The sequence below is a fragment of the Pandoraea eparura genome (genome assembly GCF_902459725.1).
Lineage (GTDB): Bacteria > Pseudomonadota > Gammaproteobacteria > Burkholderiales > Burkholderiaceae > Pandoraea > Pandoraea eparura.
The window spans coordinates 102,441-117,388 of sequence record NZ_CABPSH010000001.1 but is presented as its reverse complement, the minus strand read 5'-3'; the positions used below and the strand labels follow the sequence as shown (position 1 = coordinate 117,388).

The window sequence follows — 14,948 nt, the reverse complement described above, 5'->3', positions numbered from 1 at the left end:
GGCATGACAATGAAAAAGCATTTGACCGGGAGACTTCGCCTGAGCAGCCTGTGCATCGCCACGGTGACGGCCACAGCGGCAATGATCGCATCGGGCGCCGCCCATGCGGGAATCGAGGGCAATACCGTCAAGATCGGCCTGCTCACCGACATGAGCGGTGCCTTCTCGCAGTTCTCCGGGCAAGGCTCGGTCGTTGCCGCGCAATTGGCCATCGACGACTGCCTCGCCAAGGAATGCAAGGGCCTGAAGATCCAGCTTCTCACGGCGGATCACCAGAACAAGACCGATATTGCGCTTTCCAAGGCGCGTGAGTGGGCAGACGTCGAACACGTGGACGCCTACGCTGACATGGTCAACTCGGCGGTTGCGCTGGCCATGGAGAATCTGGCGGTGCAAAAGAAGAAGATCGCCCTGTTTGTCGGCGGTCCCCTCAGCATCACCAACGAGAACTGTCAGCCCGAGTACGCGGTGCAGTGGATGTGGGATACCTACTCGCAGACTGCGGCGGCGATCAAGGGGCTGGCCAAGCCCAAGCAGGGCTGGTACTTCGTGACGGTCGATTACGCCTACGGTCTTGCCGCTACGGCAGAGGCGCGCAAGCAGCTCGACGCGATCGGCGCACAGACAGTCGGCGAGTCCAAGCATCCGCTCAACACCAGCGACATGTCTTCGCAGATCATCGCGGCCCAGCAGTCGAAGGCCGATGTCGTGGCGTTCGCGAACTCGGGCGCCGACGCAGCCAATTCGATCAAGACCGCCAGCGAGTTCCAGCTCGGCGCGAAGAAACAACTAGCAGCGTTTTTCCCGACCGTCTACGAAATCAAGGGCATCGGGCTCGCGCAGGCACAGGGCCTCCAGTTCCCGGAGAGCTTCTACTGGGACCTGGATGACGGTACCCGCCGCTTCAGCAAGCGCTTCATGGAGCTGTACAAGAAGGGACCGCCGTCGCTCACGCACGCCGGCGTGTATTCGTCCGTCTACCACTATCTCAAGGCAGTCGTCGCCGCCGACTCGAAGGACCCGGCACTCGTCATGCGCAAAATGCACGAGCTTCCCATTAAGGATGACGTGGTGCGCAACGCGACGCTGCGTGCCGATGGCCGCATGATCCACGACTACTACTACTTCAAGGTGAAGTCGCCGAAGGAGTCGAAAGGACCGTGGGATCTGTACACCCTGCAAAAGGTGCTTCCGGGCGAGCAGGTGTTCCTGCCGGCATCGCAAAGCCAGTGCCGGGCGCTCAAGAAGAGCACGGCGTCGCGCTGATCGATTCCAGTCAGGGATAAGCCCCGCGCGCCAGACGCGGGTCACCTTGCGCGTTTGGCGCGAGGGGCCCGCGCTCGGCCCGGGTTTTGCCGACCGACTGTCACGCAATTCATTTTCCGGCGAGCGGTATGCCTCACGAAGACCTGATTCTGCGAACCCACGCGCTGACCAAATCCTTCAAGGGATTCTCAGCAGTAACCGACGTCAACCTCGAAGTCCGGCGCGGCTCCATCCACGCGCTGATCGGCCCGAACGGCGCCGGCAAGACGACCTGCTTCAATCTGCTGACCAAGTTCCTGACGCCGAGCGCCGGCAGCATCGTCTTCAACGGCATCGATATCACGCGCGAGAAGCCCGCCCAGATCGCGCGCCGGGGCGTCATCCGTTCATTCCAGATCTCAGCGGTCTTTCCGCATCTCACCGCGCGCCAGAACGTGCGTGTCGCGTTGCAACGGCGGTCGGGCATGAGTTGGCAGTTCTGGCGCAGCGCACGCGCCCTCGACGCCCTCGATGCGCGTGCGCTCGCCTTGCTGGGGGAGGTCGGCCTGTCCGATTTCGCTAACACGCTGACGTTGAATCTGCCGTACGGCCGCAAGCGGGCACTCGAAATCGCCACCACGCTCGCGATGGAACCCGAGTTGATGCTGCTCGACGAGCCAACGCAGGGCATGGGGCACGAGGACGTTGCAAGCGTCACGGCATTGATCCGGCGAGTCAGCGCTGGGCGCACGGTCCTGATGGTCGAACACAACATGAACGTGATTTCGTCCATTGCCGATCGGGTCACGGTGCTGCAACGCGGGGCGATTCTCGCGCAGGGCACCTACGCCGAGGTTTCGCAGGACGCCCGGGTGATGGAAGCGTATATGGGAACGGCCGATCAGGAAGCCGTCAACTGATGGGAACGACAACACGATGACAACCACGCTTTCTCCCCCTGCGCTGCACATCGAAGGCCTACACGGGTGGTACGGCGAATCGCACATCCTGCACGGCGTCGATCTGCACGTGGATCGCGGGGAAGTAGTCACGCTGCTGGGCCGCAACGGAGCGGGGCGCACGACGACGTTGCGCGCCATCATGGGACTGATCGGAACGCGACGCGGTTCGATCCGCATCGACGGGAGCGAGACGATCGGTTTGCCGACACACCATATCGCGGGATTCGGCGTTGGCTACTGCCCCGAGGAGCGCGCCATCTTCGCGAGCCTGTCATGTGAGGAGAATCTGCGACTCCCACCGCGACTCGGCTCCAGACGGGGTAACGATTCCCTCGCGGGCATGAGTGAAGACGAGATCTATAAACTGTTCCCAAATCTCTGGGAGCGACGTCACAGCCAGGGGACCCGACTCTCGGGCGGTGAACAGCAGATGCTGGCGATGGCGCGAATTCTGCGCACCGGTGCGAATCTCCTTTTGCTCGACGAGATTTCCGAAGGGCTCGCCCCTGTGATCGTGCAGAGCCTTGCGCGCATGATCCGTGCGCTCAAGCAAAGGGGTTACACGATCGTCATGGTCGAACAAAACTTCCGCTTCGCCGCGCCACTGGCCGACCGGTTCTATGTGATGGAGCACGGTCGCATCGTCGAGCACTTCGTCGCCAGCGAGTTGCCGCAGCGCGCGCAGGCCCTCCACCAATTGCTCGGCGTTTGAGGTCTTCCATGCATCTGTTCGAGATTCCCTTGCCTGCGTTGCTGTCCCAGCTATTGCTCGGACTTGTCAACGGCTCGTTCTACGCGATGCTCAGTCTGGGTCTAGCAGTCATCTTCGGATTACTGGGCGTGATCAACTTTGCGCATGGTGCACTGTTCATGCTGGGCGCCGTGTTGGCGTGGATGGGTATGGAGTACCTGGGGCTGGGGTACTGGACCATGCTGCTGCTCGCGCCGCTCATCGTCGCCGGACTCGGTGTCGTGATGGAGCTTGTACTGCTGCGCTGGATATACAAGCTCGATCACCTCTACGGACTTCTGCTGACGCTCGGTATCACGCTCCTGCTCGAAGGCACTTTGCGCGCAGGGTATGGCGTTTCAGGATTGCCGTACGCGACACCCGACGGGCTGACCGGCGCGACCGACGTCGGTTTCATGGTGTTGCCGAACTACCGCGCGTGGGTGGTCGCGGCGTCGCTTTCCGTCTGTCTGGGGACCTGGCTGCTGATCGAGAAGACGCCGCTCGGTGCACGCCTGCGGGCCGGTACGGAGAACCCGAAGATCGTCGCGTCGTTCGGTGTCAACGTGCCGCTGATGATTACGCTGACCTATGCCTTCGGTGTCGCGCTCGCGGCACTCGGAGGCGTGCTCGCCGCGCCAGTCATCCAGGTGTCACCGCTCATGGGGCAGAACCTGATCATCGTCGTGTTTGCCGTAGTCGTGATCGGCGGAATGGGATCGATTCTCGGAGCCGTCGCCACCGGGCTCGGGCTCGGCGTGATCGAAGGACTGACCAAGGTCGTCTATCCCGAGGCGTCGTCGACGGTCGTCTTCGTGGTCATGGTGCTGGTGCTGCTCGTGCGCCCGGCGGGATTGTTTGGCAAGGAATCGTAGGAGTTCGGTATGGAAAAACGATGGCTACCCTGGCTGGTTCTCCTGGCCCTGCTGGCCGCACCGTTTGCAGGGGCGTATCCGGTGTTCGTCATGAAAGTCCTCTGCTTCGCGCTGTTCGCCTGTGCGTTCGATCTGCTGCTCGGGCATGCGGGGCTGCTGTCGTTCGGGCATGCCGCCCTTTTCGGCGGCGCCGGTTACGTGGCCGGCTATGCGATGAAGGCGTGGGACGTATCGCCGGAAGCCGGCCTGTTGCTCGGCGCACTGACCGGTGCGGGGCTCGGCGCCGTCATGGGCGGACTGGCGATTCGACGCAAGGGCATCTATTTCGCGATGGTCACGCTCGCCCTCGCGCAAATCGTCTATTTCGTGTTGTTGCAGGCGCCGTTCACCGGCGGCGAAGACGGCTTGCAGGCAGTGCCGCGCGGTCGACTGTTCGGGGTGTTGCCACTCGATGACGATCACACGTTGTACTACGTCGTACTCGCCATCGTGGCGGCGGCGTTCCTGCTGATCGGCCGCATTGTCGCATCGCCTTACGGTGCGGTGCTCACGGCCATCAAGGAGAACGAGCCGCGCGCCATGTCGCTCGGCTACGACGTCGATCGCTTCAAGTGGCTCGCCTTCGTGCTGTCGGCTGCGCTAGCCGGCCTGGCGGGGGCGCTCAAGGTGCTGGTGCTCGGCTTCGAGACGCTGACCGACATGCACTGGTCGATGTCCGGGGCCGTCATCCTGATGACGCTGGTCGGCGGGATGGCAACGCGCTGGGGGCCCGTCGTCGGCGCTGTGGTCATCACGGGGCTGGAGACCAAGCTCGGCGACATCGGCGATGTGCTCGCGGCACTCACCCGTATCGACGCATTCGCTCGTCTGGGCGAATCCGTCACCATCGTGACCGGACTGCTGTTCATCGTCACGGTGCTGTTCCTGCGCGACGGCGTTGTCGGCAGCGTTGTCGCACTCTGGCAGCGCGTGCGCACACGAGTGCTGCCGAACCCGAACCATGAAGCAATGCGTCTCGCGGCAGGCACCGCCACCTCACAATCAGGAGAAAGCGAATGACGACACGCGAGCATGCCCGTCTGGCCGCCCATGACGCGATGACTGCCACCACCGGCGTGCGCAGCGATACCGCAGGCAATGGCGCGCGGCGCGGCGACGCCGGTCCGATCGGCGCGTTCCCGTCGCTCTGGTCGGCCACCGCGACGCCTGCGTTGGCGACTCCCGCGCTCCACGCGTCGCGACGCGTGGACGTGGCGGTGATCGGCGGCGGGTTCACGGGGGTTTCCGCTGCGCTGCATTTGGCAGAAGCCGGCGTCGACGTTTGTGTGCTTGACGCCGGTGAGCCCGGATGGGGCGCGTCGGGGCGCAATGGCGGTCAAGTGATTCCGGGACTCAAGCACGATCCGGATGCGCTGATGAAGCGCTTTCCTGGGGAGCAGGGCGTCGCGCTCGTCGACATGATTGGCGGGGCGGCCGACGTCGTCTTCGACCTTATTGCGCGCTACGGCATCGACTGCGATGCGCGGCGCGAAGGCTGGATACAGCCGGCGCATTCTGCCGCGATGCTGGCGGCCCAACGCATGCGAGTCGCGCAATGGCGCACGCGAGGGGCACCCGTCGAGATGCTCGATCGCGATGCTGTGACATCACGCATCGGCAGCCCCATTTACCAGGGTGGCTGGATCGACCGGCGTGCGGGCAGCCTGCATCCGCTGAGTTATCTACGAGGCCTGGTGCGGGCAGCGACCGGGCAGGGTGCGACGATTCACGGGAACACACAGGTGACCGGCCTGCGAGCAGTGGTGGGGCGCTGGCAGGTGAGCACGGCGTCGGGCCACACGATCGACGCCGCGCGTGTGCTGATCGCGACCAACGGCTATACCGACGACCTATGGCCCGGGCTACGCCGTACCCTAATCGCCGCGAACAGTTTCATCGTCGCTACGGCGCCGTTACCGGAGCACATTGCGGCCACTGTGCTGCCAGGCGGCGAAGTCGCCTCGGATGCGCGCCGACTGTTGCTGTACTTTCGCAAGGACGCCGCTGGCCGATTGCTGCTCGGCGGCCGCGGCTCGTTTTCAGACCCGGGCTCGGCGAGCGCATGGCGGCATCTCGAGCGCGCGCTGGTTCGCCTATTTCCGCAGACGCAGGGCGTACCCATCGAGTATCGCTGGGCGGGGCGTGTGGCGGTGACACCGGACGCGATGCCGCACGTTCACGCGCCGGCCCCCGGTCTGACGATCTCGCTCGGTTACAACGGCCGCGGCATCGCCATGGCGACGGCGCTCGGGCGTGAACTGGCCGGGCACCTCACCGGGCACTCGGCATTGCGTTTCCCTGTCACGCCCATCCGGCCGATTCCCTTCCACGACTTGCAGCGTCTGTATTTCTCGGCTGCGGTGAACTGGTATCGCGTGCTCGATCAATTGAGTTGAATGACGTTACCGGACGGGCTCCGGTGGCGCTTCTTTTGCTCAACTGTCCGTTGAAGTAATTGAATCGCCCCGGCTTTCGAGGAGGCCGGTTGGTTTAGGTTATGACTGATTCGGCGGCCCCCCTGGCGAGTTGCCGCCAGTAATTTGACCATGCCTCGAAACGACATACCCTTTGCGTCGGACGATGGCCTGCCATTGATGAGGGCCACGGTTGTTGATTGTTGCCATGCGGTCGCTACTCCCGAATTAAAGTGTAGCGTCGCCGCGAGGGCATGATTGGCAGGTGCAGCAGGCTTGCTGCAAATTCTCAGTGCAGCAGAATTGCAGCAATAAATGGCCAGAAAGCAAAAAGCCCACCTAAAAGGTGGGCTAAGTGCTTGATATCTTTGGTGGGGCGAGAGTGACTCGAACACTCGACCTACGAATTAAGAGTCCGTAAACCTGACAACTGGCCTCGCAACGAAAAACCTAGGGCAGTCGCGACAATTTCGTCGCACAGTCGCAAAACTGTGGCGCCAGTCGCACATACTCTGGCGCCCTACGATTCCGGTTCCCTACAGAAATGTTAAGGAAGTCGATCTGACAACCTACAGCAACCACCAGCTCAGATCGCTTCACTTATTTGTGAAGAACATCAACTTTTCTGGGATCCTACAGCGTCAAACCGCACATAACCCCGCATCCAGCTTGTGTTCTGGGCATTGAGCGGGCGGCGACGTGAGAACACGTAGCCCATCACCAGCCTTTGCAATCTATGGCGAAACAGCTGCGGGCGATCTGTTACGCGACCGGAACCACTTTCGGATCCCGGTCTCCGCAAAAAAATCGCCCGCAGGGTGAGCTGCGGGCGGAACCTGCGTCATCGATATTGGGGGGGGCGATGAGCATTGGTTTGATTCTAGCTACCAATACATGTGACTAGTTCATGGGGAAACCACCAGGAGACGAAATGCCGTGCATAAGCGTGGCCAATGAAAGTGCAGACTTTCCATGCACCTCGAAATGCCCCACCACGCCCGTACTGGCGGGCCTCAGCGGTTGGCACAAAAGTGCATAAAAAGTGTTGCATCAAGCGGGCAGGCGCGGCGGGGTCATGACCGGGCGCGCGCCGGGGGCTGCGCTGCGGGGTGCCTCCCATAAAAAGGCTGCAGCACGGCGAGGTCACTGCGCGCCTCGCCGACGGCCTGCCGCTGACCGCTGGGCCCCGCGCGCCACCCCCGCAACGGTCGCCTGCCACGGCGCGTCACCGTGAGTCAGACTCACGGGGCAGACCGATTTACATCCGCGCAGCATTTTGACCGCTCGGCGCCATCAGCCTGACAAGTCACAACGCCGCGCCCCGTCCAGTCTCGACCTCTCTTGACCTCCAGCAGGTTTAGGAACTCACGCCAATGCCGGAGGTGCGCGAGCTACCGCGGGCAATCCACCGGATTACCTGAAAAAAACCGTTCAACGACGCCGCATTGATTAAAGCTGTGGAAAAAGCGCTAGAGCTACGCCAACTCCCATAAAGCGCTTCGCCCTCTCGCACTGCAGACTTTTTACTTCCTCGTCCCGACTGGCCTCGGTTGCGCACGTTTATGCGTGTGCCAAGAGCCGGGTGGGCAGCTCAATCCCGAAAGCGGCCGCGAATCGGGGGGCGGGGGCAGGACGGCCGAACAGAAATCCTTGGCCCTCATGGCAGCCCAGGCTTTTCAGGACCTCACGTTGCTGCTCGCTTTCAACACCTTCGGCAATCGTCTCCATCCTGAAACTGTGCGCCACATGAAGAATGGCGCGGATTACCGCCGCATCACGTTCCGATTCGAGCATGCCTTGCACGAAAGACTGGTCAATCTTGATCCGTGTGACTGGACAGCGCTTAAGCAGACTTGGCGAAGCATAGCCGGTTCCGAAATCGTCAAGGGCAATCCCGACGCCACGCGTCCTTAGTTTCTCAAGTGATTCCAGCACGGCGTCGTCGCGGTCGAACACGGTGTTTTCGGTGACTTCCAGTTCGAGCGCTTGTGGCGGCAGGCCATGCCGCTCCAGAACGGAGAAGACTTGCGAATCAAGGTCGCCGTTCGTGATAATCTGCGCGGCGAACAGATTGACGCCAATCCGGAAGTCCTTCGCGCCGCTTCTGCGCCAGAGTGCCGCTTGCGCACAGGCTTCATCAAGGACCCACCATCCCACCGCCGCTGCCAGCGGGCCACTTTCCAACGCGGGAAGAAAAGCTGCGGGCGAGAGAAGACCATGCTGCGGATGCAGCCAGCGTATGAGCGCCTCCGCTCCGGCAAGGGTACCGTCTGCCAGACGGATCTGCGGTTGATAGAAGAGGACGAATTCGCCATCATTGACGGCCCGATGCAACTCCATGTTGTAGCGTTGATTCACCACCGCGGTTTCCCTCAGTGCGTTGACAAACGATACCGATCTGCCGCGGCCGAGCCTTTTTGCCTTCGAAAGCGCCAGGCCTGCATTGCCGATGAGCTGTACCGCTTCCAATGCATGAAGTGGCGCCGTCGCTATGCCGCAGCAGGCCGTCAAGCGCATTTCATGTCCGGCGATAATGATCGGTTCGCAAACATTGCTCATGACGGCACTGGCCGTCTCGTTCGCCTGTGCGGCGCTGGCGTCTTCCAGCAGAATCGTAAACTCGTCTCCGCCGATGCGCGCCACCAAATCTTTCTGCGGTATGATTTTCTCCAGGCGGCGAGCTACTTCGCAAAGGATTCCGTCGCCTATCGCGTTGCCTAACGTGGCATTGATGTCCTTGAAGGCATCTAGGTCGATCATTAACAGGGCGCAGGACGACGTATCCTTGAGTGCCTGTTCTACACGCCGATAAAAGCCAGCCCGGTTGACCAACCCGGTGAGACTGTCAGTGTGGGCCAGACGCTGCAACTCCTCCTGCTCGCGTCGCAGTGCGGCCTGATCGATCAGGAATGCGTTAAATATCGGGCTACCGTTCCGGCGGCCATGACTCAGGCATAGCTTGAGTTCAAATTCCGATCCGTCCTTACGCAACCCTCGCAGGTTTGCCGTCATGGGCAGCCTGTCGTCGGTCAGGCCAGCCGCCGAACGCGCAACGAGGTCGCGCACGGTGTCCCTCTCGCGCTCGGGAACGAGAGCATCGATGGATGGGGCAAACCCGTCATCTGGTCCGTATCCATACAGGGCGGCAGCTGCATCGTCCCAGGCAATCACGGCGCGCCTCTCATCGAACTGTACAAGGGCACCGGACTGGTTGAGGTCAATTTCCCGGAAGGGACGCGCGGCCGGTTGCATTGCCATTTCCACGCGGCGCAACTCAAGCCTGTCGGCGGCCATTTTTGCCAATTCGGCCAGGCGCTCACCGTCGTCCGGAGAAAAATCGTGATGCGGCTTGTTGTCGATCACGCAAAGCGTACCGAGCGCGTGACCATCAGGTGACAACAGTGGGACGCCGGCATAAAAGCGCACATTGGCCTGTCCCGTGACCAAAGGGTTGTCGTGAAACCGTTCATCGAGCATGGCGTCGGGCACCACCATAACGCTGCCCTGCGTAATCGCATGTGCGCAGAAGGAGACGTCGCGGCTCATGTTAACTTCTCCACCCTCCAGGCCAATGCTAGCGGCAAAGAAAACGTGGTCGCTGCCGATCATATTCACCGCAGCGACGGGCATGTTGAACATGCGGGCCGCAATCCTGACGACAGGGTCCAGGCTGGGTAGCGGCCGCTCAGTGCCGAGCTCATACGCGGATAGGGCCTTCAGCCTTTCTGGCTCCGTCTTCAGTTCTGGTGGACATTTCATAAACGTTCCCTCCCGTTTCCGAATTCTCGACCTGAGTAGCCTTGGTGTTATTTCCAGCGACCTTTCTTTCGCATCCGAAGCGATACCCCGGCGGCCTCCAGACATGTGAGCAAAAGGCTTAGGGGCATGGTTCGCCCGCAAAAGAATCCCCGCACCAGTTCAATCTCTGCCTGGCTGACCACTGCATGATTATTGGCGCTCTCTACGCCTTGCGCAACCATGGCGCCCCCTAAAGGACGAACAGCACTGACCACCGCTGTCAGGCGCTGCCGGCGCTCGTCCTCTTCGAGAGTCATGATGTGTCTGTCGATCTTGATCTGCTCGAAACCGAACATTTCGCGCTGGTCACGATGAGACGGCACTTCATCTACGTCGGCTAGGGCAACTCGTTTCTGAATTTCTGGCCTCCGAGCATGGGAGCCAGGCCGCCCAAGCACTGGCGGCGCAAGGCATCGGTGCGGATGACGCACAGCAAATGCTGAGCCAGGCCGCAGAGACCGCGCACGCCCACGTTGAAGAGCAGAGTGGTGGTCTGATGGGCGAGCATGCGGGGCGGAGCTTTTTTGCAGCCTTCGCCTCAGGCCTGGTCCGAGGCGACGGATTTTTCAAGTCACTGACCGAAGGTGGGGAAGGTATCCTGACCGGCCGGGTGGCTGAGTCGCTCGCGGGGAGAATGGGCATCGACCCGTCCACCGCATCGACGGTGGCCGCCGCCGCTACTCCGTATCTCATGGCGTTCCTGAAGGAAAAGCTCGCGTGAGTTTGTTCTCAGGCCAGTCCTGATAGCGCTAATGATTGGAGGCCTGTTGGCCTCCAATCTCGCCCAGCGGACCTCGGTGCTCATGCCCAGTCTTTATAATGTCTTCGACGGCCGGGTTTCGTCGCGATGTTCAGCGTTTGTTGCACAAGTAGGTTAAGATCGTAATGCCCCTCACCACGGGCGGATTGATTGCATTGCGACGGTCGCGGCGGGCTGAGGTGTGCGAAGCGATTGAGGATAGCGGCTGGGGTAACCCTAGTCGAGTACCAGAATCGCAGCTTGTGGTTTGAACTCCCGGGAAAACGTGCGCGTTGCTGGGTCATCAGACACATCTTCATGGCGAGTATTCTGGCCTAAATCAGTGTCTGGATTCATCAGGCCACTACAGTCATGCTTGCCCTCAAATACGCGCATCCACCGCGTGAAACAGCTTCGCTCCGGTTTCGTAGCCAAGCTCCCGCAATATACGCAGGTTTGCCCGGGTCACGGGCGTTACCGGGAGCGGCAGATCGGACACATGGATATCGCCGAGAATGAGCCTCGCCAGCTCTCTTCCAAAAACGGTACCCGGAGCAATGCCTCTGCCGTTGAAGCCGCTGAAAGAAACGACGTTGTGATCGAGAAAGTGCAAGCGCGGCAGGGCATCCTGAGTCATGCCGATCGTGCCGTACCACTCATGTTCGAACTGGATGTCCTTGAGCGCAGGAAAAAGGCGAGCGAGCGCGCGCCGCCCCCAGTCGTGGTGGATGGCGCGGCCGGCGCCGCGCAGGGAACCCACGCTGCCAAACACCAGACGCCCTGCCGCATCAAACCTTAGCGACGACAGTACGTGGCGGGTGTCCCACAGTCCATGCCGTAGCGGCAGGATCGACTCGCTGAGGTGGCGCGGCAAAGGGGACGTTGCCAGATTGAAGTAGGGCAGTTTGACCTGCTCGGTTCGGATGCCTGACCACAAGCCGTTGGTTGCCGTGTACGCGTCCGTGGCAACAATGACCCACTTGGCGGACACAGACGCACCGCTGGCGGTCTCCAGGTGCCAGTTCTCGCCTTCCTTTCGAGCGCCCGTCACCCAGGTGTGGGTGTAAAGGCTTGCGCCTGCCTGCATTGCGGCGGTTGCCAGACCCCGCACATAAGCCAGCGGCTGGATCGTGCCCGCCCTTCGATCTAGCAGCGAAGCCTTGTAAGCGCCGGTCCCTGTCAGCGCTCGTGTGCGTTGCGCGTCGCACAACTCTACGGGCGCGCCCAGCGCCATCCATTGGCGTGTACGTTCCGTCACCTCCACAACGCCGGCGTTGCCGACCGCGCAATGCAACGTCCCGTTGCGTACCGGTTCGCACGCTATGCCGTGGCGCCGCACTAGTTCGAATACCACGGAAGGTGCGTTCCCGAGTAGCTCCAGTAGCCGCTTGCCGTGGTCGGTGCCGAGATGCTCCATCAGGACGGAGGGCATGACCCACATCCCCGCATTGACCAGGCCGACGTTTCTCCCCGAGGCGCCAAAACCGACCTCCTGCGCTTCCAGGATGGCGACACGCATCCCGCCTTCCGCCAGATGCAGCGCTGCGGACGTGCCGGTGAATCCTGCGCCGATGATCGCCACTTCGACCTCGATGTGCTCGCGCAATGCACCAGATGCCGGGCACGTCGGTGCAGATGCTTCCCACAGGCCATGTGAATTCGGGTCGCCGTTCATTGGGCCGCTCCAATCAAGTTTTCGAATGGCTGTGGAGCAGCGAAGACATCGCCGGATGTCGGCGCGATTCCATACAGGTCGGCGTGTGTCAGCGCTTGTGGCGTGAAGATGTTACGCTTGCCTGGGATTCGCGCAGCTGTGTTTCGGCGTGCGGGGGCGGTGGCCAATTCCAGCCGGTGCAGGGAATTGATGACCCGTAACCGGTGGATGGCGGGTGCCGCCTTGACATTCCGGCCGGGCCGCCTCCCGAAGGGGCAATGAACGGCGTCCGCATTGGTTTGGCCGACCGTCGTGCCGTACCGCGAAATTTTGCTGTGGTGCAAGGTCGATAAGGCGCTGGCGAAGCGCGCGCGCATTTCGTCGATCGCAACGAGCCGCTCATTCGTTTTGCGCATGCGTCGGGAAGGGGGGGCGCTAAAAGTTGCGTCGATCATTCTTTGGCCGAATCACTGGAGGGTTGTTGGTGGCACGATTCTCGAAATCAATCACTACAATGGCAAACGATATTTCGGTCCAATATCATGCTTGCAAGGAATGACCATGCCGTTGCTCCCTCGTCGATTTCTCGCGCCGATGAACGTGCTGACGGCCTTCGAGGCTGCCGCCAGGTTGCAGAGCTTCACCGCAGCGGCCGAGGAGTTGAATCTGACCCAGAGCGCGGTCAGTCGGCAGATTCGAAGCCTGGAGGAGAAACTCGGCGCGGAACTCTTCGTGAGAGACCGGCAGACAGTCCGCCTGACCGTCTCAGGTGAAATCTATGCGCAGGAGATCCGTTGCGCACTCCAACTGATCGCCACGGCAACGTTGGGCTTTCGTGCGAACCCGCAAGGCGGTACGCTCAACCTCGCGATCCTTCCGACCTTCGGGGCGCGCTGGCTCGTGCCCCGGCTGCCGAAGTTCCTCGCTGCCCATCCCGGCGTGACGATCAACCTGGCAACGCGTTTGGCGCCTTTCGATTTCAAGGTGGACCAGCTGGACGCGGCCATCCACTACGGCGCGCCCGAGTGGGCAGGCGCGCGGCTCGATTGCCTGATGAAGGAGACCATTCTCCCAGCCTGCAGCCCGGCCTTTCGGTCGCAATACAAGGTGCAGAAGCCTGATGATCTGCTGCGGGCTCCGCTGGTTCACCTCGTCAGTCGTCCGGACGCATGGGAGCGCTGGTTGCAGGCCGCCGGCGTGGGGTTCGACGAGGTGCACGGCATGCTGGTGGACCAGTTCTCGGTGGCCACGCAGGCTGCAGTCGCAGGGCTGGGCGTTGCGCTGCTGCCCACCCTACTTATCCAGGATGAACTGTCGCGTGGCGATCTGGTGCCCGCCGTCGACTGGCCAATGCAGAGCACTGACAACTACTACCTCGCCTGGCCGATCGCACGGGAAGACTATCCGCCCCTGCAGGCGTTCCGACGATGGATCGAGGCTGAGGTAGCCCAGTCGCCGAATCCTTGATTCCGCCGCGTCGGGTTCCGTGTTGCGGGCTCGCTTGGCGAGCCGCTTGTCACGTTTGATCGAGATCCATCGGGAACGACTGAAATCCGACCCGAAATTCGGTCAGCCTGCGCTCGAGTTCCGCATGCAGGAACCGGGCAAACGCAGCGGCAATCTTCGACATGGGCCTGTGCGTCGGGTACATCAACCAAACGTCGAAGTAGACCTTGGGTTCGATTCGCTTGATCAGAAATGATCCCGGCGCAAAGCTCATGGCCGAGAACGGTTCGACGATGGACACGCCGGTACCGTCGGTGACCATCTGGCAAGCGCCCTGCGACATCTGCATCTCGGCCACGATGTTACGCAGATGCTCGCGGCCACGAAAGAACTCTTCGACCAGGAAGCGTGATCTGTCGTTGGTGCTCAGAGAGATGAAGGGCTCCCGGTCTATATCACTGGGACGGATGACCCGGGCGCGCTTGAGGCGGTGATTGGGCGGCAGCACGCAAACCCCTTCCACTTCGAGTATTCGTGTGAAAGCGAGGCCCGGGCGCTCCTGGGCAAGCAGGGCCACCCCGAGGTCGCTTCTCTGAGCTGTCACCCAGTCGATCAGGTACGACGAACTGCGGCTCGTAACCAAGGGCCGCACGCCAGGATGCATGCGGATGAAATCGCTCACGATGGTCGGTAGCGCATGGGCGCTCAGGGCGGGAAACGCTGCGACGTGAAGCGACCCGAATCGCTTCTCGCGAATCTCCTCGGCCTTGTTACGTATCTCCTCGGTGCTCACCATCATCTGCTGCACCTCTGCGAAAAGCAGGTCCCCCTCCGCCGTCATTGTCAGCCGGTTGCCATTCCGGTGGAACAACTTGAACCCGCAACTCCGCTCAAGGGACGACACGAGTTTGCTCACCGCCGGCTGCGAAATGTGCAGCTTCTCAGCGGCCCGTGTCAGCCCCCCTTCCTTTACTACGGCTGCGAAGGCCTCGATTTGCCTTATTTGCCACATTGCATAACCTCAGAGAATGGAACACCCAAATAAT

Annotated in this window: 13 protein-coding genes; 8 read left to right on the top strand and 5 right to left on the bottom strand. The window is 61.6% G+C overall.

The genetic code is table 11. The annotated features are described in order from the left end of the window. The first annotated feature begins 9 nt into the window (after positions 1-9). From PEP31012_RS00505 to PEP31012_RS00480, 6 genes are all read left to right on the top strand, one after another. Positions 10-1,266: an ABC transporter substrate-binding protein gene (locus tag PEP31012_RS00505; RefSeq protein ID WP_150587421.1), complete on the top strand. Its 1,257-nt coding sequence runs from the start codon at positions 10-12 to the stop codon at positions 1,264-1,266. 128 nt (positions 1,267-1,394) lie between these two features. Further along, positions 1,395-2,165, top strand: a complete 771-nt coding sequence (locus tag PEP31012_RS00500) for an ABC transporter ATP-binding protein (RefSeq protein ID WP_150587420.1) — start codon at positions 1,395-1,397, stop codon at positions 2,163-2,165. A gap of 16 nt (positions 2,166-2,181) precedes the next feature. Next, positions 2,182-2,919 carry an ABC transporter ATP-binding protein gene (locus tag PEP31012_RS00495; protein ID WP_150587419.1) on the top strand — a complete coding sequence of 246 codons (738 nt, stop codon included), beginning with the start codon at positions 2,182-2,184 and terminating at the stop codon, positions 2,917-2,919. 8 nt (positions 2,920-2,927) lie between these two features. After that, on the top strand, positions 2,928-3,812 hold the full coding sequence (locus PEP31012_RS00490) for a branched-chain amino acid ABC transporter permease (protein ID WP_150587418.1): 885 nt from the start codon (positions 2,928-2,930) through the stop codon (positions 3,810-3,812). A gap of 9 nt (positions 3,813-3,821) precedes the next feature. Further along, positions 3,822-4,871: a branched-chain amino acid ABC transporter permease gene (locus tag PEP31012_RS00485; protein ID WP_150587417.1), complete on the top strand. Its 1,050-nt coding sequence runs from the start codon at positions 3,822-3,824 to the stop codon at positions 4,869-4,871. Next, positions 4,868-6,247, top strand: a complete 1,380-nt coding sequence (locus tag PEP31012_RS00480; protein ID WP_246171082.1) for an NAD(P)/FAD-dependent oxidoreductase — start codon at positions 4,868-4,870, stop codon at positions 6,245-6,247. The genes PEP31012_RS00485 and PEP31012_RS00480 overlap by 4 nt, the downstream gene beginning before the upstream one ends. A gap of 1,578 nt (positions 6,248-7,825) precedes the next feature. Here the strand turns inward: PEP31012_RS00480 and PEP31012_RS00475 are convergent. Together PEP31012_RS00475 and PEP31012_RS23515 are read right to left on the bottom strand one after the other, a co-directional pair. Then, positions 7,826-10,024 carry a putative bifunctional diguanylate cyclase/phosphodiesterase gene (locus PEP31012_RS00475; protein ID WP_150587416.1) on the bottom strand — a complete coding sequence of 733 codons (2,199 nt, stop codon included), beginning with the start codon at positions 10,022-10,024 and terminating at the stop codon, positions 7,826-7,828. Between the two features lie 47 nt (positions 10,025-10,071). Further along, positions 10,072-10,359 carry an EAL domain-containing protein gene (locus PEP31012_RS23515; RefSeq protein ID WP_246171080.1) on the bottom strand — a complete coding sequence of 96 codons (288 nt, stop codon included), beginning with the start codon at positions 10,357-10,359 and terminating at the stop codon, positions 10,072-10,074. A gap of 140 nt (positions 10,360-10,499) precedes the next feature. Here PEP31012_RS23515 and PEP31012_RS23510 point away from each other — a divergent pair, with 140 nt between their 5' ends. After that, positions 10,500-10,784, top strand: coding sequence for a hypothetical protein (locus tag PEP31012_RS23510; protein WP_174978059.1), 285 nt, complete (start codon positions 10,500-10,502; stop codon positions 10,782-10,784). 400 nt (positions 10,785-11,184) lie between these two features. On the opposite strand, the gene PEP31012_RS00465 is transcribed toward PEP31012_RS23510, so the two are convergent. Both PEP31012_RS00465 and PEP31012_RS00460 read right to left on the bottom strand, forming a co-directional pair. Then, positions 11,185-12,477, bottom strand: a complete 1,293-nt coding sequence (locus tag PEP31012_RS00465; RefSeq protein ID WP_150587414.1) for an NAD(P)/FAD-dependent oxidoreductase — start codon at positions 12,475-12,477, stop codon at positions 11,185-11,187. Further along, entirely contained in the window at positions 12,474-12,911 is a 438-nt protein-coding gene (locus PEP31012_RS00460) for a hypothetical protein (RefSeq protein WP_150587413.1), read from the bottom strand. The genes PEP31012_RS00465 and PEP31012_RS00460 overlap by 4 nt, the downstream gene beginning before the upstream one ends. A gap of 106 nt (positions 12,912-13,017) precedes the next feature. On the opposite strand from PEP31012_RS00460, the gene PEP31012_RS00455 reads away from it, so the two are divergent. Next, positions 13,018-13,923, top strand: a complete 906-nt coding sequence (locus PEP31012_RS00455; protein WP_246171079.1) for a LysR substrate-binding domain-containing protein — start codon at positions 13,018-13,020, stop codon at positions 13,921-13,923. Positions 13,924-13,972: 49 nt separating this feature from the next. On the opposite strand, the gene PEP31012_RS00450 is transcribed toward PEP31012_RS00455, so the two are convergent. Then, positions 13,973-14,914, bottom strand: a complete 942-nt coding sequence (locus PEP31012_RS00450) for a LysR substrate-binding domain-containing protein (protein WP_150587411.1) — start codon at positions 14,912-14,914, stop codon at positions 13,973-13,975. Positions 14,915-14,948: the final 34 nt, after the last annotated feature.

Excerpts from the sequence above, each read along its gene's own strand:
- PEP31012_RS00480 (WP_246171082.1), top strand. The coding sequence starts at position 4,868 with ATGACGACACGCGAGCATGCCCGTCTGGCCGCCCATGACGCGATGACT.
- PEP31012_RS00455 (WP_246171079.1), top strand. The coding sequence starts at position 13,018 with ATGCCGTTGCTCCCTCGTCGATTTCTCGCGCCGATGAACGTGCTGACG.
- PEP31012_RS23510 (WP_174978059.1), top strand. The coding sequence starts at position 10,500 with ATGCTGAGCCAGGCCGCAGAGACCGCGCACGCCCACGTTGAAGAGCAG.
- PEP31012_RS23515 (WP_246171080.1), bottom strand. The coding sequence starts at position 10,359 with ATGTTCGGTTTCGAGCAGATCAAGATCGACAGACACATCATGACTCTC.
- PEP31012_RS00495 (WP_150587419.1), top strand. The coding sequence starts at position 2,182 with ATGACAACCACGCTTTCTCCCCCTGCGCTGCACATCGAAGGCCTACAC.
- PEP31012_RS00485 (WP_150587417.1), top strand. The coding sequence starts at position 3,822 with ATGGAAAAACGATGGCTACCCTGGCTGGTTCTCCTGGCCCTGCTGGCC.
- PEP31012_RS00450 (WP_150587411.1), bottom strand. The coding sequence starts at position 14,914 with ATGTGGCAAATAAGGCAAATCGAGGCCTTCGCAGCCGTAGTAAAGGAA.
- PEP31012_RS00465 (WP_150587414.1), bottom strand. The coding sequence starts at position 12,477 with ATGAACGGCGACCCGAATTCACATGGCCTGTGGGAAGCATCTGCACCG.
- PEP31012_RS00475 (WP_150587416.1), bottom strand. The coding sequence starts at position 10,024 with ATGAAATGTCCACCAGAACTGAAGACGGAGCCAGAAAGGCTGAAGGCC.
- PEP31012_RS00460 (WP_150587413.1), bottom strand. The coding sequence starts at position 12,911 with ATGATCGACGCAACTTTTAGCGCCCCCCCTTCCCGACGCATGCGCAAA.
- PEP31012_RS00505 (WP_150587421.1), top strand. The coding sequence starts at position 10 with ATGAAAAAGCATTTGACCGGGAGACTTCGCCTGAGCAGCCTGTGCATC.
- PEP31012_RS00500 (WP_150587420.1), top strand. The coding sequence starts at position 1,395 with ATGCCTCACGAAGACCTGATTCTGCGAACCCACGCGCTGACCAAATCC.
- PEP31012_RS00490 (WP_150587418.1), top strand. The coding sequence starts at position 2,928 with ATGCATCTGTTCGAGATTCCCTTGCCTGCGTTGCTGTCCCAGCTATTG.